General features: G+C 68.5%; 27 protein-coding genes and 2 tRNA genes. 7 read left to right on the top strand and 22 right to left on the bottom strand.

Features of this window, described 5'->3' with window-relative positions:
* Positions 1-15: 15 nt before the first annotated feature.
* From mscL to aroA, 7 genes are all read right to left on the bottom strand, one after another.
* Positions 16-423 carry a large-conductance mechanosensitive channel protein MscL gene (mscL, locus tag AC3A3G_RS08075; RefSeq protein WP_125901187.1) on the bottom strand — a complete coding sequence of 136 codons (408 nt, stop codon included), beginning with the start codon at positions 421-423 and terminating at the stop codon, positions 16-18.
* Positions 424-451: 28 nt separating this feature from the next.
* Entirely contained in the window at positions 452-742 is a 291-nt protein-coding gene (locus AC3A3G_RS08070) for an integration host factor subunit beta (protein ID WP_087141719.1), read from the bottom strand.
* A 277-nt stretch (positions 743-1,019) separates the two neighbouring features.
* Positions 1,020-2,717 (bottom strand): 30S ribosomal protein S1, encoded by a 1,698-nt coding sequence (rpsA, locus tag AC3A3G_RS08065; protein WP_487487929.1) that lies wholly within the window; start codon positions 2,715-2,717, stop codon positions 1,020-1,022.
* Positions 2,718-2,900: 183 nt separating this feature from the next.
* On the bottom strand, positions 2,901-3,551 hold the full coding sequence (gene cmk, locus AC3A3G_RS08060; protein ID WP_368925427.1) for a (d)CMP kinase: 651 nt from the start codon (positions 3,549-3,551) through the stop codon (positions 2,901-2,903).
* 39 nt (positions 3,552-3,590) lie between these two features.
* On the bottom strand, positions 3,591-3,881 hold the full coding sequence (locus tag AC3A3G_RS08055; RefSeq protein WP_487487928.1) for a hypothetical protein: 291 nt from the start codon (positions 3,879-3,881) through the stop codon (positions 3,591-3,593).
* Positions 3,878-4,168, bottom strand: coding sequence for a hypothetical protein (locus AC3A3G_RS08050; RefSeq protein ID WP_292058572.1), 291 nt, complete (start codon positions 4,166-4,168; stop codon positions 3,878-3,880). The genes AC3A3G_RS08055 and AC3A3G_RS08050 overlap by 4 nt, the downstream gene beginning before the upstream one ends.
* Positions 4,161-5,489: a 3-phosphoshikimate 1-carboxyvinyltransferase gene (gene aroA / locus AC3A3G_RS08045; protein ID WP_487487927.1), complete on the bottom strand. Its 1,329-nt coding sequence runs from the start codon at positions 5,487-5,489 to the stop codon at positions 4,161-4,163. The genes AC3A3G_RS08050 and aroA overlap by 8 nt, the downstream gene beginning before the upstream one ends.
* A 133-nt stretch (positions 5,490-5,622) precedes the next feature.
* Between aroA and AC3A3G_RS08040 the strand changes: the two genes are divergently transcribed.
* The 3 genes from AC3A3G_RS08040 to AC3A3G_RS08030 all read left to right on the top strand — a co-directional run bounded on the left by AC3A3G_RS08040 (position 5,623) and on the right by AC3A3G_RS08030 (position 6,462).
* Positions 5,623-6,087 carry a TIGR02300 family protein gene (locus AC3A3G_RS08040; protein ID WP_125901175.1) on the top strand — a complete coding sequence of 155 codons (465 nt, stop codon included), beginning with the start codon at positions 5,623-5,625 and terminating at the stop codon, positions 6,085-6,087.
* Between the two features lie 131 nt (positions 6,088-6,218).
* Positions 6,219-6,294 (top strand) — tRNA-Ala (locus AC3A3G_RS08035).
* Between the two features lie 92 nt (positions 6,295-6,386).
* Positions 6,387-6,462 (top strand) — tRNA-Ala (locus AC3A3G_RS08030).
* Between the two features lie 61 nt (positions 6,463-6,523).
* Here the strand turns inward: AC3A3G_RS08030 and AC3A3G_RS08025 are convergent.
* Together AC3A3G_RS08025 and trhO are read right to left on the bottom strand one after the other, a co-directional pair.
* On the bottom strand, positions 6,524-8,140 hold the full coding sequence (locus AC3A3G_RS08025) for an acyl-CoA dehydrogenase family protein (protein ID WP_200216403.1): 1,617 nt from the start codon (positions 8,138-8,140) through the stop codon (positions 6,524-6,526).
* A 269-nt stretch (positions 8,141-8,409) separates the two neighbouring features.
* Positions 8,410-9,348 (bottom strand): oxygen-dependent tRNA uridine(34) hydroxylase TrhO, encoded by a 939-nt coding sequence (gene trhO / locus AC3A3G_RS08020; protein WP_200168037.1) that lies wholly within the window; start codon positions 9,346-9,348, stop codon positions 8,410-8,412.
* A gap of 188 nt (positions 9,349-9,536) precedes the next feature.
* Here trhO and AC3A3G_RS08015 point away from each other — a divergent pair, with 188 nt between their 5' ends.
* Both AC3A3G_RS08015 and AC3A3G_RS08010 read left to right on the top strand, forming a co-directional pair.
* The gene (locus AC3A3G_RS08015) at positions 9,537-11,228 is read left to right on the top strand and encodes an MFS transporter (RefSeq protein WP_200216405.1); all 1,692 of its coding nucleotides are present in this window, start codon (positions 9,537-9,539) and stop codon (positions 11,226-11,228) included.
* Between the two features lie 153 nt (positions 11,229-11,381).
* Positions 11,382-12,659, top strand: coding sequence for a D-amino acid dehydrogenase (locus AC3A3G_RS08010; protein ID WP_487488041.1), 1,278 nt, complete (start codon positions 11,382-11,384; stop codon positions 12,657-12,659).
* 177 nt (positions 12,660-12,836) lie between these two features.
* Here the strand turns inward: AC3A3G_RS08010 and AC3A3G_RS08005 are convergent, their stop codons facing one another.
* The 13 genes from AC3A3G_RS08005 to AC3A3G_RS07945 are packed head-to-tail and all read right to left on the bottom strand — an operon-like array spanning position 12,837 to position 23,299.
* A complete protein-coding gene (locus tag AC3A3G_RS08005; RefSeq protein WP_200168010.1) occupies positions 12,837-13,289 on the bottom strand; it encodes a chemotaxis protein CheE in 453 nt (150 codons plus the stop codon).
* Complete coding sequence (locus AC3A3G_RS08000; protein WP_292058585.1) at positions 13,286-13,873, bottom strand: response regulator; 588 nt, start codon at positions 13,871-13,873, stop codon at positions 13,286-13,288. Before AC3A3G_RS08000 ends, AC3A3G_RS08005 begins: the two co-directional genes overlap by 4 nt.
* A 3-nt stretch (positions 13,874-13,876) precedes the next feature.
* Positions 13,877-14,251 (bottom strand): hypothetical protein, encoded by a 375-nt coding sequence (locus tag AC3A3G_RS07995; RefSeq protein WP_003166007.1) that lies wholly within the window; start codon positions 14,249-14,251, stop codon positions 13,877-13,879.
* Position 14,252: 1 nt separating this feature from the next.
* Positions 14,253-14,798, bottom strand: coding sequence for a chemotaxis protein CheD (locus AC3A3G_RS07990; protein WP_412876895.1), 546 nt, complete (start codon positions 14,796-14,798; stop codon positions 14,253-14,255).
* Positions 14,795-15,184, bottom strand: coding sequence for a response regulator (locus AC3A3G_RS07985; protein WP_003166009.1), 390 nt, complete (start codon positions 15,182-15,184; stop codon positions 14,795-14,797). Before AC3A3G_RS07985 ends, AC3A3G_RS07990 begins: the two co-directional genes overlap by 4 nt.
* Positions 15,185-15,192: 8 nt before the next feature.
* Entirely contained in the window at positions 15,193-16,230 is a 1,038-nt protein-coding gene (locus tag AC3A3G_RS07980) for a protein-glutamate methylesterase/protein-glutamine glutaminase (protein WP_487487926.1), read from the bottom strand.
* The gene (locus AC3A3G_RS07975) at positions 16,227-17,093 is read right to left on the bottom strand and encodes a CheR family methyltransferase (RefSeq protein ID WP_368925108.1); all 867 of its coding nucleotides are present in this window, start codon (positions 17,091-17,093) and stop codon (positions 16,227-16,229) included. The genes AC3A3G_RS07980 and AC3A3G_RS07975 overlap by 4 nt, the downstream gene beginning before the upstream one ends.
* The gene (locus AC3A3G_RS07970) at positions 17,090-17,575 is read right to left on the bottom strand and encodes a chemotaxis protein CheW (RefSeq protein WP_200168005.1); all 486 of its coding nucleotides are present in this window, start codon (positions 17,573-17,575) and stop codon (positions 17,090-17,092) included. Before AC3A3G_RS07970 ends, AC3A3G_RS07975 begins: the two co-directional genes overlap by 4 nt.
* 4 nt (positions 17,576-17,579) lie before the next feature.
* Positions 17,580-19,892, bottom strand: coding sequence for a chemotaxis protein CheA (locus tag AC3A3G_RS07965; protein WP_487487925.1), 2,313 nt, complete (start codon positions 19,890-19,892; stop codon positions 17,580-17,582).
* A gap of 12 nt (positions 19,893-19,904) precedes the next feature.
* Positions 19,905-20,270 (bottom strand): response regulator, encoded by a 366-nt coding sequence (locus tag AC3A3G_RS07960; protein ID WP_040346123.1) that lies wholly within the window; start codon positions 20,268-20,270, stop codon positions 19,905-19,907.
* Positions 20,267-20,548 carry an STAS domain-containing protein gene (locus AC3A3G_RS07955; RefSeq protein ID WP_200216410.1) on the bottom strand — a complete coding sequence of 94 codons (282 nt, stop codon included), beginning with the start codon at positions 20,546-20,548 and terminating at the stop codon, positions 20,267-20,269. Before AC3A3G_RS07955 ends, AC3A3G_RS07960 begins: the two co-directional genes overlap by 4 nt.
* Positions 20,548-22,542 carry a methyl-accepting chemotaxis protein gene (locus tag AC3A3G_RS07950; RefSeq protein ID WP_487487924.1) on the bottom strand — a complete coding sequence of 665 codons (1,995 nt, stop codon included), beginning with the start codon at positions 22,540-22,542 and terminating at the stop codon, positions 20,548-20,550. Before AC3A3G_RS07950 ends, AC3A3G_RS07955 begins: the two co-directional genes overlap by 1 nt.
* A gap of 49 nt (positions 22,543-22,591) precedes the next feature.
* Positions 22,592-23,299, bottom strand: coding sequence for a TorF family putative porin (locus tag AC3A3G_RS07945; RefSeq protein WP_487487923.1), 708 nt, complete (start codon positions 23,297-23,299; stop codon positions 22,592-22,594).
* A 294-nt stretch (positions 23,300-23,593) separates the two neighbouring features.
* Between AC3A3G_RS07945 and AC3A3G_RS07940 the strand changes: the two genes are divergently transcribed.
* Together AC3A3G_RS07940 and AC3A3G_RS07935 are read left to right on the top strand one after the other, a co-directional pair.
* Positions 23,594-24,976 carry a two-component system sensor histidine kinase NtrB gene (locus tag AC3A3G_RS07940; protein ID WP_234287991.1) on the top strand — a complete coding sequence of 461 codons (1,383 nt, stop codon included), beginning with the start codon at positions 23,594-23,596 and terminating at the stop codon, positions 24,974-24,976.
* The gene (locus AC3A3G_RS07935; protein ID WP_200168001.1) at positions 24,973-25,575 is read left to right on the top strand and encodes a response regulator transcription factor; all 603 of its coding nucleotides are present in this window, start codon (positions 24,973-24,975) and stop codon (positions 25,573-25,575) included. The genes AC3A3G_RS07940 and AC3A3G_RS07935 overlap by 4 nt, the downstream gene beginning before the upstream one ends.
* The last annotated feature ends 43 nt before the right edge of the window (positions 25,576-25,618 follow it).

Here is a 25,618-nt window from a genome sequence, read left to right as displayed (position 1 = left end):
CGCTGCGACATCCCCTTAGGGACGCGCCTTCAGCTCGTCGCGGATTTCGGCCAGCAGGGCTTCGGTCGGCGTCGGGCCGGCTTCCGGCTCGGCCGGCTGCTCGCGGCGCATCTTGTTGATGGCCTTGACCGCCAGGAAGACCACGAAGGCCACGATCAGGAACTGGATCAGGGTATTGATGAAGGCGCCGTACTGGATGGCCACCTTTTCAACCGCCTCGGTCGCCGGGTTCTCCGGCACCAGCACCCATTCCATCTTGGAAAAGTCGACCTTGCCCAGCAGCAGGCCGATCGGCGGCATCACCACCTGGTCGACCAGGCTGGTGACGATCTTGCCGAACGAAGCGCCGATGATGACGCCGACCGCCAGGTCGACGACGTTGCCGCGCGCGGCGAATTCCCGAAACTCGGTCAGCAGGCTCATGGGGTCTTCAGTCTTTCGATTATTTTAGTCAGGCGTCGCCGGAAGCGTTGAGACGCTCGCGCAGTTCCTTGCCGCTCTTGAAAAAGGGCACGGCCTTGGCCGGGACTTCGACCGTCTCGCCGGTGCGAGGATTGCGCCCCGTCCGCGCCGGGCGGCTCCGCACCGAAAAGGCGCCGAAACCGCGAAGCTCGACCCGGCCGCCGTCCGACAGGGTCTCTGTCATACAGCCCAGGATCACGTTCACGACCCGCTCCACCTCAGCATGGGTGAGGTGCAGGTTCTCAGCCGCCAGTTTCTCAATCAGTTCAGACTTGATCATTCAGGCCCCCGCCTTGGCTTCACCGTCCGGGACGACACCCTAACCGTCTGTCGCCACAGGAAGAAAGAGACAAAACGTATCGTCGTGAAGGTTTCTTGCATTCGACGCGGACAGGTTTCGCCGCGCAAGCGGCTCGCGGAGAGAGAAAAAGCCGATCAGTGCTGCGACCGATTCCCAGAACGGTTCGGCCCGAGCGGCGCCCACGGATGCGGCGCGCAAAGAAAAAGGGCGGCCGGATCGCTCCGGCCGCCCCTGGTTTCCCGTTAGATGGGGAAACCTATTCCTTCGACGCGTTCTTGAGCGCGGCGCCCAGGATGTCGCCCAGCGAAGCGCCCGAGTCCGACGACCCGAACTGTTCGATGGCTTCCTGTTCGTCCTTCATCTCGAGAGCCTTGATCGAGACCGAGACGCGGCGCGTGGCCTTGTCGACGGCGGTGATCATGGCGTCGACGCGGTCGCCCACGGCGAAGCGCTCGGTGCGCTGCTCGTTGCGGTCGCGCGACAGGTCCGACTTGCGGACGAAGGCCGTGACCGGCGCGTCGTCTTCACCGAACTTGACCTCGATGCCGCCGGTCTCGATCGCCGTCACGGTGACGGTGATCTGCTGACCGCGCTTGTAGGTGTCGCCTTCCATCGGGTCGCCGCCGAGCTGCTTGACGCCCAGGGAGACGCGCTCCTTCTCGATGTCGACGTCCAGCACCTTGGCCTTGATCGTTTCGCCCTTGCGGTAACGCTGGATGGCTTCTTCGCCCGACACGTTCCAGTCCAGGTCCGACAGGTGGACCATGCCGTCGATGTCGTTGTCCAGGCCGACGAACAGGCCGAACTCGGTGGCGTTCTTGACTTCGCCTTCGACGGTCGAACCGACCGGGTTAGCCTCCAGGAAGGCCTCCCACGGGTTGTTCTGAGCCTGCTTCAGGCCCAGCGAGATACGACGCTTGGCGCTGTCGACGTCCAGGACGATGACGTCCACTTCCTGCGAGGTGGAGACGATCTTGCCCGGGTGGACGTTCTTCTTGGTCCAGGACATTTCCGAGACGTGGACCAGGCCTTCAACGCCGGCTTCCAGCTCAACAAAGGCGCCGTAGTCGGTGATGTTGGTGACGCGGCCGGTGTACTTGGCGTTGACCGGGTACTTGGCTTCGACGCCGTCCCACGGATCCGACTGCAGCTGCTTCATGCCGAGCGAGATACGCTGGGTGTCCGGGTTGATCTTGACGATCTGGACCTTGACGGTGTCGCCGACGGCCAGGACTTGCGACGGGTGCGACACGCGCTTCCACGACATGTCCGTGACGTGCAGCAGACCGTCGATGCCGCCCAGGTCGACGAACGCGCCGTAGTCGGTGATGTTCTTGACGACGCCTTCGCGGATTTCGCCTTCTTGCAGCTGGCCGACCAACTCCGTGCGCTGTTCAGCGCGGGCTTCTTCCAGGATGGCGCGACGCGAGACGACGATGTTGCCGCGCGGACGGTCCATCTTCAGGATGGCGAAGGGTTGTTCCTTGCCCATCAGCGGGCCGACGTCGCGCACCGGGCGGATGTCGACTTGCGAGCCCGGCAGGAAGGCCGAGGCGCCGCCCAGGTCGACGGTGAAGCCGCCCTTGACGCGACCGACGATGGCGCCGTTGACCGGGTGGCCTTCGGCGAACACGGCTTCCAGACGGGTCCAGGCTTCTTCGCGGCGAGCCTTGTCGCGGCTGATGACGGCTTCGCCCAGGGCGTTCTCGACGCGCTCCAGATAGACTTCGACGTTGTCGCCGACCTTGGGCAGGACGGCGCCTTCGCCCTGGCCGAACTCGCGCATGGCGATGCGACCTTCGGTCTTCAGACCGACGTCGATGATGACGATGTCTTTTTCAATGCCGACGACGCGGCCGTGAACGACCTGGCCTTCGCCGAGGTCGCGGCCTTGCAGCTGTTCGTCGAGCAGGGCGGCGAAATCGTCGCGGGTGGGGTTGAGGGTTTCAGTCATGGAAACTCTTGGGGTTGATGAAAAGGGAACGCGCACGGCCGAACGGACGCGCACGAAAGGGGTGAAGAAGGGAAAGTCAGGTCGTCACGAGACGAGGCCAGGCGCGCGGAAGAGCGCACGTACGGAAAGCCAGAACGCCCGCGGCCGTCGAGGAGATCGGAGCGTTGGATTCGCCCGGCGGGATCAGATCCCGGCCCTGGCTCGCGCCGCCTCGACGATACGGCGGGCCGCATCGAAGGCGGCCTCTATACCCAGATCGGTCGTATCCAGCAAGACGGCGTCGTCGGCCTGGACCATCGGGGCGTCGTCGCGGCCGGCGTCGCGGGCGTCGCGGCGGCGGATATCCTCCAGCATGTCCTCAAAGGCGATGACCTCGCCGCGCGCGGTCAGCTGCTTCCAGCGGCGCTCGGCGCGCACCTCGGGGCTGGCGGCGATATAGAGCTTGGCCGGGGCGTCCGGCGCGATCACCGTGCCGATGTCGCGCCCGTCCAGCACCGCCCCGCCGGCCTGGGCGGCGAAGTCCTGCTGCAGCTTCAGCAGAGCCGCGCGCACGCCCGGATGGCTGGCGACGCGGCTGGCCGCCTCGCCCGCGCCGCGATCGGTCAGGCGCGGATCATCGCTCAGGCTCGCCAGGTCGAGCGCCCGCGCGGCCTGCGCCGCCGCCTCGGCGTCGCCCAGATCTCCGCCCGCATCCAGCACCGCCAGCCCCACAGCGCGATACAGCAGGCCGGTGTCCAGGTACGGCAGGCCGTAATGGGCGGCCAGGCGCGCGGCGATGGTGCCCTTGCCGGACGCGGCGGGGCCGTCGACGGCGATGACCAGGTTCTTGTTCAAATCAGAGTTCCTTCAAAGCGCTACCGCGCCCTGTGCTTCTCACGGCTTCGGCTTCAGGACGCAAGCGACCCAGAAGCATCCGAGCCCGAAAACCAGCAGAACCGCGCTGGACGCCAGCATGGTTCCTATGCGCCGCCGGAACAAATCGGTCGCGACCGCTTCCGACAGATCCAGGGAGGCGTGGCCGTCCATACGGCCGTCGGCGAGGTCCAGCATGCCTTCGCCGAAGAAACCGACCGCGAACAACAGGAAGGCCGCGGCCAGAACCAACAGACCAACGCCGAGCGCCTTGAACACCACATAGGGCGGGAGAGAAGGCCGCGTCGTCATCGCCCCACGCCCCGCTTCCGCACGTCCTGAAAGGCCAGCGCCAGGCAGAAGACGGCGAATCCGACGCCAGCCAGAACAGCAACCCCGTAGAAGCCGTTCAGCGCCCAGAAGACCAGCGGCCTGTCGCTGAGCGCCACGTCCGGCCCCTTGCCGTGACGCAGCAGCCCGGTTTCAAGCGCACGCCACACCTCGGACCCGCCCTTATAGCTGCACCAGCCGACGAAGACGGCGGCGAGGACGAATTGCAGCCAGGACCAGAGCCCGGACGTCTTGCGGGTCTCAACCACCCTGGCCGATCTCCGCCCCCAGCCCGTTCATCATCTCGACAAAGCCGGGGAAGCTGGTGGCGATCATCTCCGGGTCGCGGACCGAGACGGGCTGTTGCGCCGCCAGACCCAGCACCAGATGGCTCATGGCGATGCGATGGTCGTGGGCCGTGTCGACGGTCGCGCCGCCCTTCACGGGGCCGGGCGCGCCGGTGACGATGAAGCCTTCCGCCTCCTCCTCGACCTGAACGCCGCAAGCCGACAGGCCCGCCGCCATCAGGGCGATGCGGTCGCTTTCCTTGACGCGCATCTCGCCGATGCTGCGCATGACGGTCTCGCCCTCAGCAAAGGCCGCCGTCACGGCCAGGATCGGGTATTCGTCGATCATGGAGGCCGCGCGCTCCTCCGGGACCACGATCCCCTTCAGCGCCGAGTGACGGGCGGTGATGTCGCCGACATCTTCGCCGCCGGCCATGCGGCGATTGGCGATAGTCAGGTCCGCGCCCATGTCGAGCCAGGTCTGGAACAGGCCGGTGCGAAGCGGGTTGAGCATCACCCCCTCGACCGTCACCTCCGAGCCCGGAACCACCAGGGCCGCCGCCAGGGGGAAGGCCGCCGAGGACGGATCGCCCGGCACGGCGACGTGGGTTCCCTTCAGCGTCTGCCCGCCCGGCAGGCGGATGCGCCAGCCGGCGCCTTCTTCCGTCACCTCAAGCTCGGCGCCGAAGGCGCGCAGCATCCGCTCGGTGTGGTCGCGGCTCTTTTCCGGCTCGACCACGACGGTTTCGCCCGCCGCGTTCAGCCCGGCCAGAAGGATGGCCGACTTGATCTGGGCCGAGGCGACGCTCTGGACAAAGGTCACGCCCTTCAGCCCGCCGCCGTGCAGGGTCAGCGGCACCCGGTCCTCGACCGCGTTCCAGTCGAAGCGCGCGCCCATGTCGGCCAGCGGCCCGGTGACGCGCTTCATCGGCCGTTTGCGCAGGGAAGAGTCGCCATCGAACGTGGCCGTCAGATCATAGCCCGCGACCGCGCCCATCAGCAGGCGCACCCCGGTCCCGGCGTTGCCGCAGTCGATGACCGCCTCGGGCGAACGCAACGGCCCGCGCCCCTCGACCCGCCAGCGCCCCTCGCCGATCCGCTCGACCGCGGCGCCCAGCGCCTGCATGGCGAGGCCGGTGGCCAGGATGTCGTCGCCTTCCAGCAGGCCTTCAATTTCCGTGACGCCCTCGGCCATGCCGCCGAAGATCAGAGCCCGGTGCGACATCGACTTGTCGCCCGGCGCGCGGACCACGCCCTTGAGGTCGAAAACGCCGGACGCGGTGAAAGTCTGGGGAGTGCTCACCCTGATGCAGGCTCCGAATGTCAGGAAAGCCGCGCAGGCGCGGAAAAGAAGGCTTTTGACAGCGGCCCCCGCCGGTGGCAAGGGAGCCGCCCGATTTCCAATTTTCCCTTAAACCCGCCGAAGGTCTAATCACGTGGCCAATCCCGAACTGGGCCAAAAGCAGGTCTGCCCGAACTGCCAGGCCAAATTCTACGATCTGAACCGTCGCCCGGCGCACTGCCCCAAGTGCGACACCGAGTTCGATCCGATGGAAGAAGCCGTCCGCAGCCGCCGCGTGCGTCGCGGCGCCGGCTACGCCGCTGACGAAGAAGAGTCCGAAGATCAAGTCGCCGACAAGTCGGTCGACGGCGACGAGGACGAAGAGGACGCCGAAGGCTCCACCCCCGAAATCGATCAGGAAGGCCACGAGCCGATCCTGACCCCGGACGACGACGACGGCGAGCCGGGCGGCGACGACGCCGGCATGGGTTCGTCCGACGGCGACGATGACGACGACGTCCTGGACGACGACGATGACGATTCCGTGCCCTTCATCGAGGACGAAGACGACGACGATCTCGACGAAGAGCTGGCCAAGCCGTCGCGCGACGACGACTAAGCGGCAAAGGTCGGAAAAATAAGCGGAAAAAAATCTGTCAGACCCGCTTGATCTTCAAAACGGCCTGACCTAGTTTCCGCGCCTCGCCGGGGGGCGACATTCTCTCCCCGGCGGGACCGACCGAAAGGTTCGGGGCTTTAGCTCAGTTGGTAGAGCGCTTGCATGGCATGCAAGAGGTCAGCGGTTCGACTCCGCTAAGCTCCACCATCGAAGGCCTCGCGGAACGCCCGCGGGGCCTTCGTCCTTTCCAGACGCCTCAGTCTGATCCGGTCGACGACATAACCAAGCCGATACGGCCTGGGGCTTTAGCTCAGTTGGTAGAGCGCTTGCATGGCATGCAAGAGGTCAGCGGTTCGACTCCGCTAAGCTCCACCACCGAAGGCCTCGCGGAGCCCCCGCGAGGCCTTCGTCCTTTCCGGCTCCTCTTTCCCGACATTCAGGCGGGCATGGCCCGCTCCAGCACCGCCCGCTGATCCACCTGCGCCTCATAGGCCCCATAGGCCATGCCGCGCGGGCGCAGACGAAGGGCGATGAAGGCCTCGGCCGAGGGACTGTCCATTTCCAGCAGGGCAGCCGCCTGGGCCGCCAGCGCCAGCCGCTCGACCGCCAACCGCGCCCCCGCCTCGTTCGTCGTCAGATCCAGCCCGGCGATGAAGCGGTCGTAGTCGGCCGACTTCCCGGCCTGCGACGCCAGCCAGTCACGCAGGGCCTCGACCGCCTCCGGCTCGCGTCCCGCCGCGCGCAGCACGTCCAGGGCGATGACGTTGCCCGAACCTTCCCAGATGGCGTTCAGCGGCGACTGGCGGAACAGACGCGGCATGGGGCCGGTCTCGACATAGCCCGCGCCGCCCAGCACCTCCATCGCCTCATAGATCATGTTCGGCGCGCGCTTGCAGACCCAGTATTTGGCGACCGGCGTCAGCAGACGCCCCACGGCGTCATCGGCATCGAACGTCGCCGCCAGCCGCATCGACAGGGCCGTCGCCGCCTCGCTCTCGACCGCTAGATCGGTCAGGACGGCGGCCATCATCGGCTGGTCGATCAGCCGCTTCTGAAAGACGGTGCGGTGGGCGGCGTGCCACACGGCCTGCGCCAGCGCCCCGCGCATCTGCAGCGCCGAGCCGACCACGCAGTCCAGCCGCGTGTGCTGGACCATGCGTATGATGGTCGCCACGCCCCGCCCCTCTTCGCCCAGCCTCTTAGCCAGCGCGCCGTGATACTCGACCTCGGACGAGGCGTTGGAGCGGTCGCCCATCTTGTCCTTCAGCCGCATGACGCGGAAGCCCGCATTGCGCGTCCCGTCCGGCAGCCAGCGCGGCAGGATGAAGCAGGTCAGCCCGCCCGGCGCATAGGCCAGCGTCAGAAAGCCGTCGCACATCGGCGCCGAACAGAACCACTTGTGCCCGGTCAGACTATACCAGCCGTCCTCGCCGATCGGCTCGGCGCGGGTGGTGTTGGCGCGCACGTCCGAGCCGCCCTGCTTCTCGGTCATGGCCATGCCCAGCGTCACGCCCGCCTTCTCGCTCACCGGGCGCACGGCCGGGTCATAGCGGCCCGCCAGCACGCCCCGGATCCACGGTTCGCCCACGGCCGGATCGGTCTGAAGCGCCGCGACCGAGGCGTAGGTCATGGTCATGGGACAACTGGTCCCCGAATCCGCCTGCCCCGTCAGGAACAGGATGGCCGCGTGCAGCAGATGTCCGTTCGGCGTCCCGTCCCAGGCGCTGGCGGCGATCCCTGCGCCCAGGCCCAGGTCCATCAGCTGGTGATAGGCCGGATGAAAGGTCGCCTCGTCGATCCGTCGGCCGTAGCGGTCGTGGGTGTCCAGCACGGGCGGGACGCGATTGGCCTGCACGCCCCAGTCGATCACCTCGGCCGAGCCGCAGCGGCGGCCCAGATCGGTCAGCCGCTCGACATGCCCGGCCCCGCCCCAATGGCGCACGGCGTCGTGCAGCGCCCTGTCGCCGGTGAACAGGTCGACGCCCTCCAGCGGCGGAACCTGATTGGACACCTCATGGGTGTCCAGGCGCTCGACGGGACGAAAGGCGGACATGGGCGGGCCTCCTGACTGAAGCGAGGCCGGGAGGATGGCATGGGCGGGCGCCGCCCGCGACCCTCTCCGACGGGTCCGTCGCTACATACGCCCCGCCCACCGCCACACATGCCGTCATCCTCGGGCTTGACCCGAGGATCCAGTTCCGCGCCGGTCGGCCGATGCTGGATCGCCCCCTGCGCGCCACGATACGACAACAGCTTGCGGCAAGGCTGGATCCTCGGGTCAAGCCCGAGGATGACGGCGGAGGAGAGAGGGAGGAGCGCCTCCTAACCCTTCTGCGTCGCTCCCACGTGCGCCACGCCGCGGGCGCGGGCGATCTCCATCTGCTTCTGCCGTTCGGCGTAGCCTTCGCGCTGGACCGCGTCGCGGCTGTCCCAGCAGCGGTCGCAGGACACGCCCTCGACATAGCGCGCAGAGCGGCGCCCCTCGGGGCTGACCGGCATGCGGCAGGCCCGGCACAGGGTGTGGTCTCCCTCGACGAGCCCGTGCCCCACAGCCACCCGCTCGTCGAAGACGAAGCACTCGCCGCGCCACAGGCTTTCCGGCTCGGGCACCGTCTCCAGATACTTCAGGATGCCGCCTTCCAGGTGATGCACGTCGCGCACCCCCTCGGCCTTCAGGAAGGCGGTGGCCTTTTCACAGCGAATGCCGCCGGTGCAGTACATGGCGACCTTGGGCGGGGTCGGCCGATCCAGCAGGGCGCGCCCCTCCGTGTGGAACCAGTCGGCGAACTCGCGGAAGGTTCGGGTGTTGGGCTGGATCGCGCCTTCGAAGGCGCCGATCTCGCCCTCATAGTCGTTGCGGGTGTCGATGACGACGGTGTCGGGATCGGCGATCAGGGCGTTCCAGTCCTGAGCCGAGACATAGGTTCCGACGCCCTCGACCGGATCGATATCGGGCTGGCCCATGGTGACGATCTCGGCCTTCACCCGCACCTTCATGCGGTGGAAGGGCATGGCCTGGGCCGTCGAATACTTCAGCTCCAGCCGCTCGAAGCCCGGCAGAGCGCGCACGCCGTCGATGACGCGGGCGACGGCGGCCTCTGGTCCGGCGATGGTGCCGTTGATCCCCTCATGCGCCACCAGAAGCGTGCCGCGCACCTCAGTCCCGCACAGGTCCAGCAGATGCAGACGCAGCGCCGCCGGGTCGGCCAGGGGCGCGAAACGATACAGGGCGGCGACGGTGAAGGGAGCGAAGGGCGACATCGGGGGAACGGCTGGGACGGTCACGGCCTTCCTATAGCGTCCCGACGCCGCCCTCGCGACGCCAATAATCCGGAACCCAGAGTGACCGCTTCGCGTCTTGCTTCCCCCGTCGAAGCCGTGTGGACTGCCCGCATGGTCGTCGTCGGTTTCCGCCTGCTCCGTATCGTCCATGCGAGGGGGCGCCCCGCATGAGTTCGACCGCCGACGCCTCTCCGTCCAATCCGCCGTCCGTCCCGCCGGAGCGCCCCTCGGCGCTGGCGCCGCTGCGGCATCCGATCTTCCGGGCGGTGTGGATCACCAGCCTGGTCACCAATTTCGGCGGCCTGATCCAGTCGGTCGGCGCGGCCTGGATGATGACCTCCATCGCCTCGGCGCAGATGGTCGCCCTGGTGCAGGCCTCCGTCACCCTGCCGATCATGCTGCTGTCGCTGGCGGCGGGCGCGCTGGCCGACACAGTGGACCGGCGCAAGATCATGCTGGCGGCCCAGACCTTCATGCTGCTGGTCTCGGCAGGGCTGGCGGCTATGACGTGGATGGGGTGGATCACGCCCTGGGTGCTGCTGACCTTCACCTTCCTGATCGGCTGCGGCACGGCCTTCAACGGCCCGGCGTGGCAGGCGTCGGTCGGCGACATGGTCCCGCGTGAGGATCTGGCCGGGGCCGTGACCCTGAACTCCATGGGCTTCAACATGGCCCGAAGCGTCGGCCCGGCGCTGGGCGGACTGATCGTGGCGGCGGCGGGCGCGGCGGCGGCCTTCGCCGTCAACGCCGTCAGCTATCTGGGCCTGCTAGTCGTGCTGTTCCGCTGGAAACCCGAGCGGCCCAAGCAGACCCTGCCGCGCGAAGGCCTGCTGGCGGCCATGGCGGGCGGAATGCGTTACGCCTTCCTGTCGCCGCGCGTGACGGCCGTGCTGCTGCGCGCCGTGGTGTTCGGCGTCGGCGCCAGCGCGGTCCAGGCCCTGATGCCCGTCGTCGCGCGCGAAGGCGGCGGCGGCCCCCTGGCGTTCGGTCTGCTGCTGGGGTCGTTCGGCATCGGCGCGGTCGGCGGGGCGCTGTTCGTCGGGCGGCTGCGCGCGAAATACGAGACCGAGACCATCGTCCGCGTCGCCGCCCTGGCCTTCGCGGCGGCGGCCCTGGGCCTGGCCTACATCCCCTGGCTGGCCGTCACCCTGCCGGCCCTGATGCTGGCGGGGGCGGGCTGGGTGCTGGTGCTGTCCAGCTTCAACGTCACGGTGCAGATGTCGGTGCCGCGCTGGGTCGTGGCGCGGGCGCTGGCGCTGTATCAGATGGCGGCCTTCGGCGGCATGGCGGGCGGCAGCTGGCTGTGGGGCGGCCTGGCCCAGACCTATGACGTCGACGTCGCCCTGGGCGTTTCGGCGGGGGTGCTGTTTTTGTGCGTGCTGATCGGCCTGAAAGTGCCCCTGCCCTCGACGGCCAATCTGAACATGGACCTGCTGCGCCGCTGGACCGAGCCGCAGACCGCCCTGTCGATCGAGCCGCGCAGCGGGCCGGTCATCGTCTCCATCGCCTATCGCATCCGCGAGGAGGACATCGACGCCTTCCTGGCCCTGATGGACGAACGACGCCGCATCCGCCGCCGCGACGGCGCGCGCCAGTGGCGCCTGATGCGCGACCTAGCCGAACCGCAGATCTGGGTCGAGAAATACCAGACGCCGACCTGGCTGGACTACATCCGGCACAACCAGCGGATCACCCACGCCGACGCCGCCGTCAACGAAGGCATCCGCGCCCTGCATCAGGGGCCGGACAAGCCCGAGGTGCATCGCCTGATCGAGCGGACCACCGCCCCCCTGGCCGCCAATCTGCACGGCGACCGCCACTACGGCGAGCCGCTGACCGACCCGACCCGATCCTCCTAGATCAAGCTTGTCGCGCCTGCCCGATATAGCGAGCAAATAATCAACCGTGATCGGCCGAACACAGGCAGTCCTTATCAACACCGCCGATATTGCGGCGCACACAAACTGCGGCTTGCGCGACGGGCGCAAAATCTGGTCTAGGGGGCCACGCGTCTGGTTCGCGTAAGGTCAAGACCCATGAAGATCGCAATCCTCGGCGCCGGCGTCATCGGCGTGACCACCGCCCACTACCTGGCCCGCCAGGGGCATGAAGTCACCGTCATCGACCGCCAGAGCGGCCCGGCGCTGGAGACCAGCTTCGCCAATGCGGGCGAGATCTCGCCCGGCTATTCCTCGCCCTGGGCCGCGCCGGGCATTCCCGCCAAGGCGGTGAAGTGGCTGTTCATGCGCCACGCCCCGCTGATCCTGCACCCCCAGATCAACGCCCCGACCGTGCGCTGGCTGCTGGCCCTGCTGCGCAACTGCACCTCCAGCCGCTATGCCCTGAACAAGGCGCGCATGGTGCGTCTGGCCGAGTACAGCCAGGTGGTGCAGACGGCGCTGAACGACGAACTGGGCCTTGAGTACGATCACCGCACCCAGGGCACGCTGCAACTGTTCCGCACCCAGAAGCAGCTGGACGGCATCTACAAAGACACCGAAGTCCTGCGCGAAGGCGGCGTCCCGTTCGAGGTGCTGGACCAGGACGGCTGCATCCGCGCCGAGCCGGGCCTGAAGGCCACGCGCGACCTGTTCGTCGGCGGCCTGCGCCTGCCGCGCGACGAGACCGGCGACTGCTTCAAATTCACCAACGCCCTGGCCGACCATGCGACGACGCAGGGCGTGACCTTCCAGTACGGCACGACCATCCAGGGCCTGATCGCCGAAGGCGGTCGGATCACCGGCGTCAAGACCGACAAGGGCGTGGTCACGGCCGACGCCTATGTGCTGGCGCTGGGCTCCTACTCGCCGCAGATGGTCAAGCCGCTGGGCATGACCCTGCCGGTCTATCCGGTGAAGGGCTATTCGATCACGGCCCCGATCATCGACGAGCCCGCCGCCCCCGTCTCAACGATCATGGACGAAAGCTACAAGGTGGCGATCACCCGCCTGGGCGACCGTATCCGCGTCGGCGGCATGGCCGAGATCTCGGGCTACAACAACGTCCTGCCGGAACAGCGCCGCAACACGCTGGAGCATTCGGTCGGCTCGCTGTTCCCCGGCGCGGGCGATCTGAGGGCGGCCAGCTACTGGTCCGGCCTGCGCCCGATGACGCCGGACGGCACGCCGGTCATCGGCAAGACCAAGCTGGACAATCTGTTCCTGAACACGGGCCACGGCACCTTGGGCTGGACCATGGCCTGCGGCTCGGCCCGCGTCATCGCCGACCTGATCAGCGGCCAGACCCCGGACATCGAAACCGCCGACCTGGGCATCGCGCGCTACGGCTGATCGCTTCCTTCTCCCCTTGTGGGAGAAGGTGGGCGCCGGAGGCGCTCGGATGAGGGGTGTCAGCGCCTCAGTATCCGAACCCGATGCCGCCCTCAGTCATGGATTTTCAGGCGCCGCGCCGGCACCCCTCATCCGTCTCGCTCCGCGAGCCACCTTCTCCCACAAGGGGAGAAGGGATTAGGCGCGCGTCTTCACCGCAACGGCCTTCAGTCCGGCCAGCAGATGATCCGTGGCCGCATTGCGCTCGCAACCGGCCTTGAGGATCAACCGCAAAGCCTGAACGTGCACCTGAACCGGCGGCCAGTCCCAGGCGTCGGCCGTCGCCATGCGGTCCGACACGTCGGCCAGGCTGTAGGCTGCGTCGAACAGCGGGCCGGTGTCGAAGAAACCCGCCAGGTCCAGAATGCGCGACGCCAGGCGATAGACCTCGGCGGCCGACGCCTCAGACCGCGCGGCGCACAGCCCCTCCAGCCCCGCGACGGCGGCTTCGATCTCCGCCATGACCTCGGCCTTGTGGCGGCCCAGGCGCTCATTGGCGCGGCGTTCGACATCCGCCAGCGTCCGCCCGCCCGGCTGGGCCATCTGCTGCGCCAGGGACGTCCTGATCTTCTGCGTCCGGACCTCGCTCACAGCGACACCCTCTGCGGCTTCAACAGCATGTCGATATCGGCCTGATCCATGTTTTCCTCAACCGCGTGGCCGACGTGGGCCGACAGGTCGCCCTTGCGTCGCCCCGTCATGCCGACCGGCGGCCCGAAGTTGCGCACCCGGCGATCAGGGCCGACGTAGGTCTCGCACTCGACGAACTCGCGCTCGTCGCCCGCCAGCCACAGGATGCGCTTCAGCAGCACCGCAGGCGTCAGGGGCTTGGCGACAACGAAGCTGACGCCGCAGTCGCGCCCTTCCTGAACCTTGGCCTGCGAGGCGTGGCCCGTCACCAGGATGACAGGGGTGTAGCGCAGGGGTGCGGGCGTCTCGCGCCGCAGCCAGCGGGTGAAGGCGTAGCCGTCCATCTCCGGGTCGCCGCAGTCGATGACGATCAGATCGACCGGGCGCTGTTGCAGGATCTTCACCGCCTCGACGGCCGAGGGGCATTTGATCTGCTCCTTGACGCCGAAGCCCTGGAAGATCGAGCCCAGCATGTCGAGCGCCTGCGGCGCGTCGTCCACCAGCAGGACCGTCGATTGCTCCAGATTGATGCGGTCCTCGGCCATGGGTCAGAACAGGTGCAGCACGCCCGCCGTCGCGACGGGCTCGGTGTCGTCAGCGTCCGCGATCGGGGCGGCGCCGGGCCGGGCGCGGTGCGCCGTCTCCTGCATTCGCTCGGCCATCTCGGCCAAGGGCAGGGCGGCCAGGGCGGTGTCCATCGGCTGATCGTCGGCCACGGCCTGGGCCAGGCCCGACAGGGCCTCGATGCGCTGCGACAGGACGTCGAAACTCTGGCTGCGCGTCAGATAGCCCAGCCGCGCCTCAGCCGGCAGCTGGCGCAGGACTTCGGACACCAGGCCGCCCGCCGCCTCGATCTCGGCGCGGATGTCCGCCAGTTCCGCCGCCATGGCGGCCAACAGATCGCGGTTGTCGTTCTCGCCCATGTCAGAAGAGCTCCAGATCGCCGGTCGCGACGGACGGCGGCGGCGGCGTCGCGGGCGGCAGGATCGCGCCGTCCGTCACCACGCGCTGACGCGCCCGACCGCTGACCGGCCAATAGTGAATGCGGCGCCCGCCCGCGCCTCTCAGGCTGCGGCTGACTACGGGGATGCCCTCGTCGGCCAGGAATTTCTCGGCGAAGTCAGCGTTGGCGGCGCCCACGTCGCTGAGGCTGTCGAACATGCGGCCGCCGCCGAACAGCTTGGCCTCCAGCCGGTCGCGTCGCCCGCCCGCCTTCAGCACGTCGTTGATCAGCACTTCCATCAGATAGGCGCCGTAGCGGCGGCTGGCGTCCGTTCCCGACCCCGAACCCTCGGGCAGCAGGAAGTGGTTCATGCCCCCCACCCCGGCCGCCGGATCGCGCAGGCACAAGGCCACGCAGCTGCCCAGGACGGTCGTCAGCACGACATCGGGATCGGACGACACATGATGATCGCCCTGCCCCACGTGCAGACGCCGCTCGACCGGCTGCTGAGCGGCCCCGCCGCTCACGTCAGCGTGCCGAAGACCGCTTCCAGCTTCTCTTTCAGCTGGGCGGTGGTGAAGGGTTTGACCAGGTAGTTGTTCACGCCGAACTGCACGGCGCGCTGGACCAGCTCGCGGTCGGCCCGGCCGGTCAGCATGATGAAGGCCGTCTTGGAGATCGGCGGGTGCGCCCGGATGGCCCGCAGCAGGCTGAGCCCGTCCAGGTTCGGCATGTTGAAGTCCGAGATCACCAGATGCACCGGCTGGACCAGCAGGGAGCGCAGGGCCGCCTCGCCGTCGGGCGCCTCCTCGATGTCGCGCACCCCGATCTGCTGCAGACTGGCGCGGACTAAGGAGCGCATCGTCAGCTGATCATCGACGACAAGGGTGCGGATAGCGGAAGCGGCGGGCATGAACGTCCTTACGCAACAGACTGGGGCGCGCCCGAACGGGCGGCGCAGGATTCGAGAATGGCCGAAGCCATGCGGGACAGCGGCAGCTGGCGCTCGACGGCGCCCAGCTCGAAGGCGGCGCGGGGCATGCCGTAGACGACGCAGGACGCCTCGTCCTGACCCAGGGCGCGGGCGCCGGCCTGACGCATGGCCAGCAGGCCCTTGGCCCCGTCCTTGCCCATGCCGGTCAGGATGACGCCTGTCATCGGCCGCCCCAGTTGGGCGACCGAGCCGAACAGCACGTCGACCGAGGGGCGGTGGCCGTTGACCGGATCGGCGGCGACCAGGCGGCAACGCCCGCCCGAGGCGACCAGGTGCGCGTCCCCGCCCGGCGCGATGTAGACATGGCCCGGCTTCAAGGGCGCGCCGTCCTCGGCCTCGCTGACCGTGGCGGCCGAGACCTTGTTCAGGCGGGCGGCGAAGCTCTTGGTGAAGCTGGCGGGCATGTGCTGCGTCACCAGCGTCGCCGGGCAGTCGGCGGGGAAGGCCGACAGAATGGTCAGCAAGGCCTCGACCCCGCCCGTGGACGAACCGATCGCCAGCACATGGTTGGGGTCGGCGTGATAGGCGCCCTCGTGGCCCTGAACTGCGCGGGTTTCCAGCGGACGGACGCGCGAGCGGGCGGCGACCTTCACCTTTTCGGCCAGATCGCCGAAGGCTTCCTGAACCGGCACGCCCGGCGCGGGCTTGGCCACGGCGTCGACGGCCCCGACCTCCAGCGCGGCCAGGGTCACGTCCGTCCCCGCCTGGGTCAGGGTCGAGACCATGACCACCGGCATGGGCCGCAGCCGCATGATCTTCTCCAGGAACTCCAGCCCGTTCATATTGGGCATCTCGACGTCCAGGGTGATGACGTCGGGGTTCAGCTCCTTGATCTTGGCGCGCGCCTCCAGCGGATCGGCGGCCGTGCCGACCACGTTGATCTCCGGATCGCGGCGCAGGACGGCGCTGATCAGGCTGCGCATGGTGGCGCTGTCGTCCACCACCAGGACCGAGACCGCGCTCATGCCCCCGCTCCCTTGACGTAGGTGGTCAGGCCGGCGGGTTGCAGCAGATGGGCCGCCGGACCCGTCACCCGCTCGGAATGGCCGATGTAGAGGACGCCGCCGGGGTTCAGGATCGGCGTGAAGCGGCCCCAGACCCGTTCCTGGGTCGCGTCGTCGAAATAGATGACCACGTTGCGGCAGAAGATGACGTCGAAGCGGCCGCGCATCGGCCAGTCGCCGATCAGGTTCAGTTCCTTGAACGCCACCAGACGGCGCAGCGTCGCATCGACGCTGAACCGGCCGGGCGCGCCCGCGACCGGCGCGAAATGCTTGCGCGAAGCAGCGGGGACCGGGGCCAGCAGATCGTCGGAATAGACGCCCGCCGCGCCCTCGGCGACCATGTTGGGGTCGATGTCCGTCGCCAGGATACGCACGTCCAGTTCCGCCGCTTCCGGCAGAACGTCCAGCACCGTCATCGCCATGGAGTACGGCTCCTGCCCGTTCGAACAGGCGGCCGACCACAGGCGCACGCGCCCGCCTGCCCGCGCCTTGGCGGCCAGTTCCGGCATCACCTTGTCGCGCAGGTGATCGAAGTGGTGCGGCTCGCGGTAGAAGCGGGTGACGTTGGTGGTCAGGGCCGCCATCATCGCCTGGCGCTCGTCCACGCCCTCCACGCCGTCGATCAGGGCGCAGTAGTCGCGGAAGCTGCGCAGTCCCAGCACGCGCAGCCGCTTGGCCAGGCGCGAGTAGACCAGCGCCGCCTTGCCTTCGCTGAGGGCGATGCCTGCGTGGGCGTGCAGGGTCTGGGCGATGTGACGGAAATCCTCGGCCGTGAAGACGAACTCGCCTTCGACCAGGGCTTCCCGCCCGGCGAGGGTCGTCATGCCGCCGCAGCCTCGCTTTCCGGCAGGACGTGGTCCAGGTCGATCAGGCTGATCATGCGGCCGCCCTCGACGGCGAAGATGCCCTTCACGAAGGACTTCACCTGGTCGCTGGCTACGTCCGGGGTCGGCTGGATGGCCGCGTCCGACAGCTGCACGATGTCCGACACCGCATCGACCAGCAGGCCGACCAGGCGCGAACCGACATGGGCCACCATGATGACGTGACGTTCGGTCGGCTCGTTCGTGGCCAGGCCGAAACGCGCGCCCAGGTCGATGATCGGCAGCACCACTCCGCGCAGGTTGATGACGCCCTTCATATAGGCGGGCGAGCGCGGCAGGGGCGTGGCGGGGGTCCAGCCGCGGATCTCGCGCACGCTCATGATGTCGACGCAGAATTCCTGCTCGCCGATGCGGAAGGCGATCAGCTCGCGGTCGGTCCCGGCGACATTGGGGGTCAGGGTCTGTTGTTCAGTCGGGGTCATGGTCTCAGCTCGCCATTTGCAGGTCGGAACGCGACGGGGTTCGGGAACGCTTGGCGGTCACTAGGGCGTCGATGTCGAGGATCAGGGCCACGCGGCCGTCGCCCAGAATGGTGGCGGCGGCCACGCCCTCGACGTGGCGGTAATGGGTTTCCAGGCTCTTGATGACGACCTGGCGCTGGCCGTGGATGGCGTCGACCAGCAGGGCTGCGCGCTGGCGGCTTTCGGTCTCGACGATCATCACCACCCCGCCCTTCAGCTCGGTCGGGGCGTCGCGGAAGCCCATGACCAGGCCGACGTCCACCAGCGGCACGAAGGCCTCGCGGAAGCGCAGCACGGGATCGACGCCGCCGACGTAGTGGATGTCGCCCTCGTTCGGGGTCAGGCTCTCGACGATGGCGGCGAGCGGCGCGACCAGGGTCTGATCGGCGGCGCCGACCACCATGCCGTCCAGCACCGCCAGCGTCAGCGGCAGGCTCAGGGTGAAGGTCGAGCCCTTGCCCGGATTGGAAGTGATCGAGATGCGCCCGCCCAGCGACTGGATCGAGCGGCGCACCACGTCCATGCCGACGCCCCGGCCCGACAGGTCCGACACCTCGGTCGCGGTCGAGAAGCCCGGCAGGAAGATCAGGTTGTCGATCTCGTCGTCCGAAAGCACCGCATCCTCGGCGATCAGGCCGCGCTCGACGGCGATGCCCTTCACGCGCGGACGGTTGATGCCCTTGCCGTCGTCGGAAATCTCGATGACGATCCGGCCCGAGCGGTGCAGGGCCGCCAGACGCACCGTCCCCTCTTCCGGCTTGCCCGCCGCCAGACGGTCCGCCGGGCTTTCCAGCCCGTGGTCGATGGCGTTGCGCAGCATGTGGGTGATCGGCTCGGCCAGGCGTTCGACCACGGTCTTGTCGACCTCTGTGTCCTCGCCGGACGTGACCAGCTTCACCTTCTTGCCGGTGGCCTCGGCCGCTTCGCGCACCAGGCGCGGCATCCGCTGGAACACCGACTTCACCGGCTGGGCGCGGATGGCCATGACGCTGTCCTGAATCTCGCGCGTCAGCAGTTCGAGGTCTTCCAGACCCAGGCCGATGTCGGACGAGCGGGCCAGGCCGCTTTCGGTCACGCGCTGGGCCAGCATGGCCTGCTGGATGACCAGTTCGCCGACCGCATTGATCAGGCGATCCACCCGCTCCAGATCGACGCGGATGGTCACGGGCGCCGCAGCGACGGGGGCCGTCGCCTGCACAGGCGCCGGAGCGGCCGGCGCGGGCGCAGGCTTGACCGGCGGCGGCGCGACCGGCGCGGCGGGCGGAGGGGTCACGGGCGCGACGGCGACAGGCGCAAGCGCCTCCGAGGGCGCGGCGGCGACCGAGGCCAGCAGGGCGGCGATGTCCAGTTCCGGCGCGGCCGCGCGGGCCAGGGCCGAGGCGTCGCTGTCATCCTCGTCGGCCACGGCGGCGGGCGCGGCCTCGACCGGCGCCGCATCGCCCAACGGCGTGACGCTGAGGTCGCAGTCCATCTCCACGAAGTCGAAGACCTCGCGCACCTCGGCCTCGCTGACGTCGGCGTCCAGTTCGATGGTCCAGATCAGATGGCTGTCGGTCGGCTCCAGCGCGTCCAGCAGCGGCAGGCCGCTGTCGTCCATCTGCACCCGCGTCGGGCCGAGACGGCCCAGTTCGCGCAGCAGCAGGCCCGTCTCATTGGCGCTGGCGTAGAGTCGCGGATGCGGACGGAAGACGACCCTCCACCCCTGCGATGCGCTCGGCGCCGACAGATCGGGCAGCGGCGCCAGGGCGGACAGGTCGGGCAAGGGCGGCAGGTCGGGAAGGTCCGGCAGGCCCGCCGGAGCCTCGAACGCCCCAAGGTCCATAGCCACCGGCGTGAAGCCGAAATCGTCCTCTTCCGGCTCGGCCGCCGCGACCGGCGCGGCGCCGCCATAGGTCAGGGCCTCCAGCTCGGCGACCAGACCGGCCGAGCGCACGGGATCGACGGGCGCGCCCGCGCCGCGCGCGGCGGCGACGTGGTCGGCCAGCACGTCCGCGGCGCGCAGCAGGGTCTTCACCGTCGGCTCGTCGCACGGCTTGCGGCCCGAGCGCAGCTCGTCCATCAGCGTCTCGAAGACGTGGGCGAACCGCACCAGGTCTTCCAGCCCGAAGGCCCCCGCCCCGCCCTTCACCGAGTGAACGGCGCGGAAGACGGCGTTGATGACCTCAATGTCCGTCGATCCGGCCTCCAGCGTCAGCAGATTGCCTTCCAGATCGGCGAGCAGCTCCTCGCATTCCTGGAAGAAGGTCGCCTTGATCGCCTCGAACGGATCGTCGCTCATCGTCTCAGATCCTCAGGCCGCCACGCGGCGCACGGCGTCGACCAGACGCACGGGGTCGAACGGCTTGACGATCCAGCCGGTGGCCCCGGCCTCGCGGGCGCGCTGCTTCTTGGCGGCGTCGCTCTCGGTCGTCAGGACCAGCACGGGGACGGCGCTGAACGCCGGGTCGGCCCGCATGCCCTCGATGAAGCCGAAGCCGTCCATGCGCGGCATGTTGATGTCGGTGATGACGATGTCCGGGTTCTCGGCCTGTAGCACCTCCAGACCGTGGACGCCGTCCTCGGCCTGGACCACGCGATAGCCCGCGTCCTTGAGCGCCAGCATCAGCATGTCGCGCATGGTGCGTGAATCATCGACGGTCAGAACGGTCTTGGTCATTGGGGGGCGTCCTGTGCGGAGAGATCGGAGGGCGAAGCGCCGAAGGCGCTCCATTGGGTCGTCAGCGCCTCGGACGCATTGACGAAGGTCAAAGCCTGGCCGTCGGCGCGCCAGGTGCGGATCGCCGACAACAGCAGCTGAAGGCACAGCCCGCCCAGCCGCTCGACGGCCGAGCCGTCCAGCGTCAGGGCCTGACCGCGCGCCGCCAGAAGCTCGCCCTTCAGCGGCTCGGCCGCGCGCAGGTCCAGAACCGGGGCCAGAACGACCGTGGCCGTCATCAGAACTCCTCCCAGCCGTCTTCGATGGCTTCAGGCTTCAGGGCCGCGCCGCCGCGTCCCATGGTCTTCAGGGCGGCGACCGTTTCGGACACCGGCCGGGCGACGCGGGGCGTCGGCTCGGCAGGGGTTGCAGGGGCGGCGGCGACAGGAGCGACGGGGGCCTTCGGCGCGACGGGCCTGGGGGCCGCCGCAGGACGCGACGGCGCCGCCTGGATCACCTTGAAGTGCGCCACCGAGGCGGCCAGCACGTCGGCTTCCTGGGTCAGGGAGTGGCTGGCGGCGGTCGATTCCTCGACCATCGCAGCATTCTGTTGCGTGACCTGATCCATCTGGTTCACGGCCGCATTGACCTGCTGCAGGCCGGTCGCCTGCTCCTGGGCCGAGGCCGAGATTTCCGACATCAGACCATCGATCTCGGCCACCCCGGCGACAATGCGTCCCAGCGCCTCGCCGGTCTGGCCGACCAGGGCCACGCCCTGCTCCACCTGACGACCGGACGCCGTGATCAGAGCCTTGATCTCCTTGGCCGCACCGGCCGAACGCTGCGCCAGAGCCCGCACTTCAGAGGCCACCACGGCGAAGCCGCGACCGGCGTCGCCCGCGCGCGCCGCCTCGACGCCCGCGTTCAGCGCCAGCAGGTTGGTCTGGAAGGCGATCTCGTCGATCACGCCGATGATGGCGCCGATCTGGTCGGACGACTGTTCGATGGCGGTCATGGCGGCGACGGCGTCGCTGACCACCGCGCCCGAGGCTTCCGCCTCGCCGCGCGCCTGCTGCACCACGCCGGCGGCCTGACGGGCGCCGTCGGCGGTGCGGTTCACCGTGGCCGTGATCTGGTCCAGTGCGGCGGCGGTCTCTTCCAGACTGGCGGCCTGCTGCTCAGTGCGGCGCGACAGGTCGTCCGACGCCTGGCTGATCTCGCCCGAGCCCGAACGGATGGCCGCGACATTGGCCGTCACGGCGGCGATGGCCTTCTCCAGCTGGGCGATGGCGGCGTTGAAATCGGCCTTCAGCTGCGCCGCCTTGGGCGCGAAGGCGACGTCGATGCGATGGGTCAGGTCGCCGTTGGCCATGGCGCCCAGACCCTGGGCCAGGGCGGTGATGGCCACCTTGTCGTCTTCAGCCTCGCGGGCCTTCTCGGCTTCGACGCGGGCGCGCTCTTCCTCGGTCGCCTGACGCTGGGCGACGGCTTCGGCCTCCAGGCGGTCCTTGGCGATGGCGGCGTCCTTGAAGGTCTGGACGGCGGCGGCCATCTGGCCGACCTCGTCCTTGCGGCCGGCGGCCGGCACGGCCACCGAGGTGTCGCCCGACGCCAGGCGGCGCATGGCCGCCGTCATCGCCGTCAACGGCTTGGCCAGGATATTGGTCAGCATCACGGCCATGCCGGCCGCCAGCGCCAGCGCCAGCGCCAGGCCGCCGATCAGCACCATGCGGGCCGTCTTGGCGACCGACACCTGGGTCTCGGTATAGATGCGGCTTTCCTGGACCTTCTTCTCGATCAGGCCGTTCAGGGCGCTTTCGGCCGGGTCGATGAATTTGTCAGCCTCGCCGTTGCGGCCGACCATGGCGATGGCCTGCATCCAGCCGGCCTGATCCGCGACCAGGGCCTGGCCGCGCTGGACCACCTGCTTGTTCCACTCGTCTGCGGCTGTCCGAGCCGCGCGCACCTGCGTGGCGCTGGCGCGGTCCAGTTGCGTCACGCGATCAAGGCTCTTGTTGAAGCTCTGCCGGTGCTCTTCCAGCCGTTGCAGATAGTAGGGGTCGCGCGACACCAGGAAGCCGCGATAGCTGGCCTCCTGTCGCGCCAGATAGAATTGCGCCGCCTCGGCCTCGCGCTGGACGACGCCCGCGCGCGCTCGGTCCGCCCGCGCCGCATCCAGGGCGTTGATCTGCAAAAACACCGTCAGCCCCATGGCGACGATGGCCAGGATGACGACAGCAAAGGCCGCCATCAGTTTCTTTTCGATCTTAAGGTCGCTCAGCATGGCGTCCATCTAACTCACCCCCCGTGAAGATTCTCTTGAGAGCCGAACCGGCTTTCGATCAGAAGTTGAAGCTGAGCGCCCCCACCAGGCGCCCGTCGTAGTTGTCGCCAAGTGCATGGCTGTCGGTGTCGTACCAGCGCGCGTCGATGGCCCATCGCTCGCTCAGGTTGTGTTTCACGCCCAGATTCCAGGCGTTGTAGTCCGCCCCGCCGTCCGCCGATCGCACGCCGAAGGCGGCCGACGCCTTGGTGCGCGGCCCCAGGGCCGTCGATGCCTGGGCCTCGATCCACCAGGCTTCCCTGGTCGCGGCGAAACCGTCGGGCGTGTAGTTGATCCGCAGCCGCCCGGAGACGCGTCCGAACTTGCGGGCGGCGTCAGCCTGATATTCCCAATAGTTGGCGTCGACGCCCGAGCGCGTGCCCGGCAGGTCGCGGTTCACCACCGACAGATCGAAGGCCACGCCCGCCGCCTTGGACCGCCAGCCCAGCGCCGTCACGATCTCGGCGTCGGAGCCTTGAGACAGCTTGGCCGTCGAGGCGAAGACGCTGCCGTAGAAGTCGCCGTAGGACGCCTCAAGGCTGGCGTTCAGGCTGGGATCGCCGGCGCTCTTGCCCAGGCCCTTGCCGACGTATTCGCTGGCGAGGCCCAGCTGGCCGCTGATGGATTGAGCCTGCACCGGCGTCGCGGCGCAGACCACGGCGATCAGCGTCGCCGTACAAAGCCCGCGCGCGCCGTTCTGGCGGGGGGCTGAAATTTGAAAGGACATTCGGACCTCTTGAACGTGAAGCCTTCTTGCCGCAGACATCCGTATGCAATCGTAAACTGAACCGTACGTAGAAATCCGCATTCCGCGGCCGAAACGCCGCAAGTCTATGCAGAACTCTTCTCGCAAGATGATCTACGATCACCTTGCAGGCGGCTTTCAGCAACAAAGTTAAGAAAGCCATATATACCGACGTTATATAGAGAAACGTCGCTTTCTGTGATCTCATTCTCCATTGGAGTCGATTGCTACTCCGACAGTGAATATTTAAAAGCGCGCCACGTCTTGATTCTGACGATGCCGTTGCGGAAGGTCTCGGCCCTGGTCTGGCGGGCGCGAGGAGGACTTTCGATTTATTCCGCATTGGACCGCCGCCACCCCGTCGCGTCCCGTCGCAAGCCCAGCGCCTCGGCGACGGCTCTGGCCTTCTCCGTGCTGACGATCGGCGCCCTGCTGTTCGCCTTCATCGCTCCCGCGACAGCGACGACGCGTCTCTCCCTTCTCTTCGCCGCAGCCTTCACCTTCTTGTCGATCGCCAGCCTGATCACGGCCTGGCGTCAGGACCGCGACATGGCCCGACAACTGGCGGCGAGAGACGCCATGCTGCACGCCGCCTTCCTGTCCACGCCCGCCCTGACCCTCAGCCGGGACGGCCTGGTGCAGAGGATGAACGGCGCGGCCGTGGCCCTGTTTGGCCTTCCGCGTGAGGCGGCGCGCGGCCGCGCCTTCTCTGACCTGACGCCCGAATTCGACATGACCGTCGTGATGCAGGCGGGTACGCAGGCCGGCCCGCTCGAAGCACGCCACGGGCACTGGACCGGACGCCGCTCCGACGGCTCGACCTTCCCTCTCAGCCTGCGCTTCGGTCTCATTCCCCATGCGCCAGGCGACGAACACGTCGCCCTGGCCCTGACCGATCTGACGCGTTCGCACGTCGCCGAGGCCCAGGCGCGCGAGCTGCACGCCCAGCTCAACAAGGTCTGGCGGCTGAACTCCCTGGGCGAGATGGCCGCCACCCTGGCGCATGAATTGAACCAGCCGCTCAGCGCCGCCACGACCTATATGCACGCCAGCCAGGCCGAGATGCTGAAGGCGGGCCCCGCGGCGGACAGCGCCCGGCGCCCGCTGGACCTCGCCAAGGGCCAGTTGCTGCGCGCGGGCAAGCTGATCCACCGGATGCGCGAACTGCTGACCATCGAAACCAGCGTGCTGGGACGCGAACGCGTGTCTTCCATGATCGAGGATCTGTCGCCCATCCTGCAGATGATCGGCCAGGACAAGCAGGTCGAGATCAGGCTTGACGCAGACCCTCAGGACGACGGGGTGCGCGCGGATCGCATCCAGTTCCAACAAGCCCTCGTCAATCTGGTGCGCAATGCGGTCGAGGCGGCGGCGGAACGCCCGGACAACGGGGAAGTCAGCGTGACCGGCCGTGTTGAAGGCCCCGTCTATTGCATCACCGTCGAAGATAACGGCCCAGGCATCGCCGAGGCCGATGTTGAACGCATCTTCCAGCCCCTGACCACCACCAAGTCCGGCGGCATGGGCCTGGGCCTGTCGGTGACGCGGACCATTGTCGAACGCCACGGCGGCGCCCTGTCGGCGCGCCGCAGCCAGGCGATGGGCGGCGCAGCCTTCTCTTTCGCCCTGCGCCGACACGAGGAAGCGACCGCGTCATGAGCCGTTCCGTCTTCGTCATCGACGACGACCCCGCCGTGCGGGACTCCCTGCTGACCCTTTTGCGAGCGGACGGCGTCCGAGCGCGCGGTTTCGCCGGTGGGATCGACTTCTTCGCCGCCCTGCCCGAAGACGCCGCCGCCTGCGTCGTCACCGACGTGCGGATGCCGGGCATGGACGGAGCCGAGGTGGTGCGCCGCCTCATCGAACTGCGCGGAAACGCCTGGCCCGTCATCGTCATCACCGGCCATGCCGACGTGACCATGGCGGTGCAGATGATGAAGACCGGTATCGTCGACTTCATCGAAAAGCCCTTCGATCCCGAACGCCTGATCGAGGCGGTCCGCGCCTGCCTGAATCGGCTCGACGACCTGGACGTGCGCCAGCAGGCCCGCCAGTCGGCGCAGATGCGGCTGGGCCGCCTGACCCCGCGCGAGCGCCAGGTCTTCGACGCCCTGATCGCCGGCCTCTCCAACAAGGAAATCGCGCTGAATCTGAAGATCAGCCCCCGCACGGTCGAGGTCTTCCGCGCCAAGGTCATGGCCAAGATGGAGGCCGACAGCCTGTCGGCCCTGGTCCGCATGGGGCTGATGCTCAGCTAGAGGTTTCACCGCCTTGCAGCCGCGCCCGCTCCGGCGCGTTATG

This window comes from Brevundimonas sp. Soil_N_31 (genome assembly GCF_057655995.1).
This window is presented reverse-complemented; position numbering and strand designations above follow the sequence as displayed.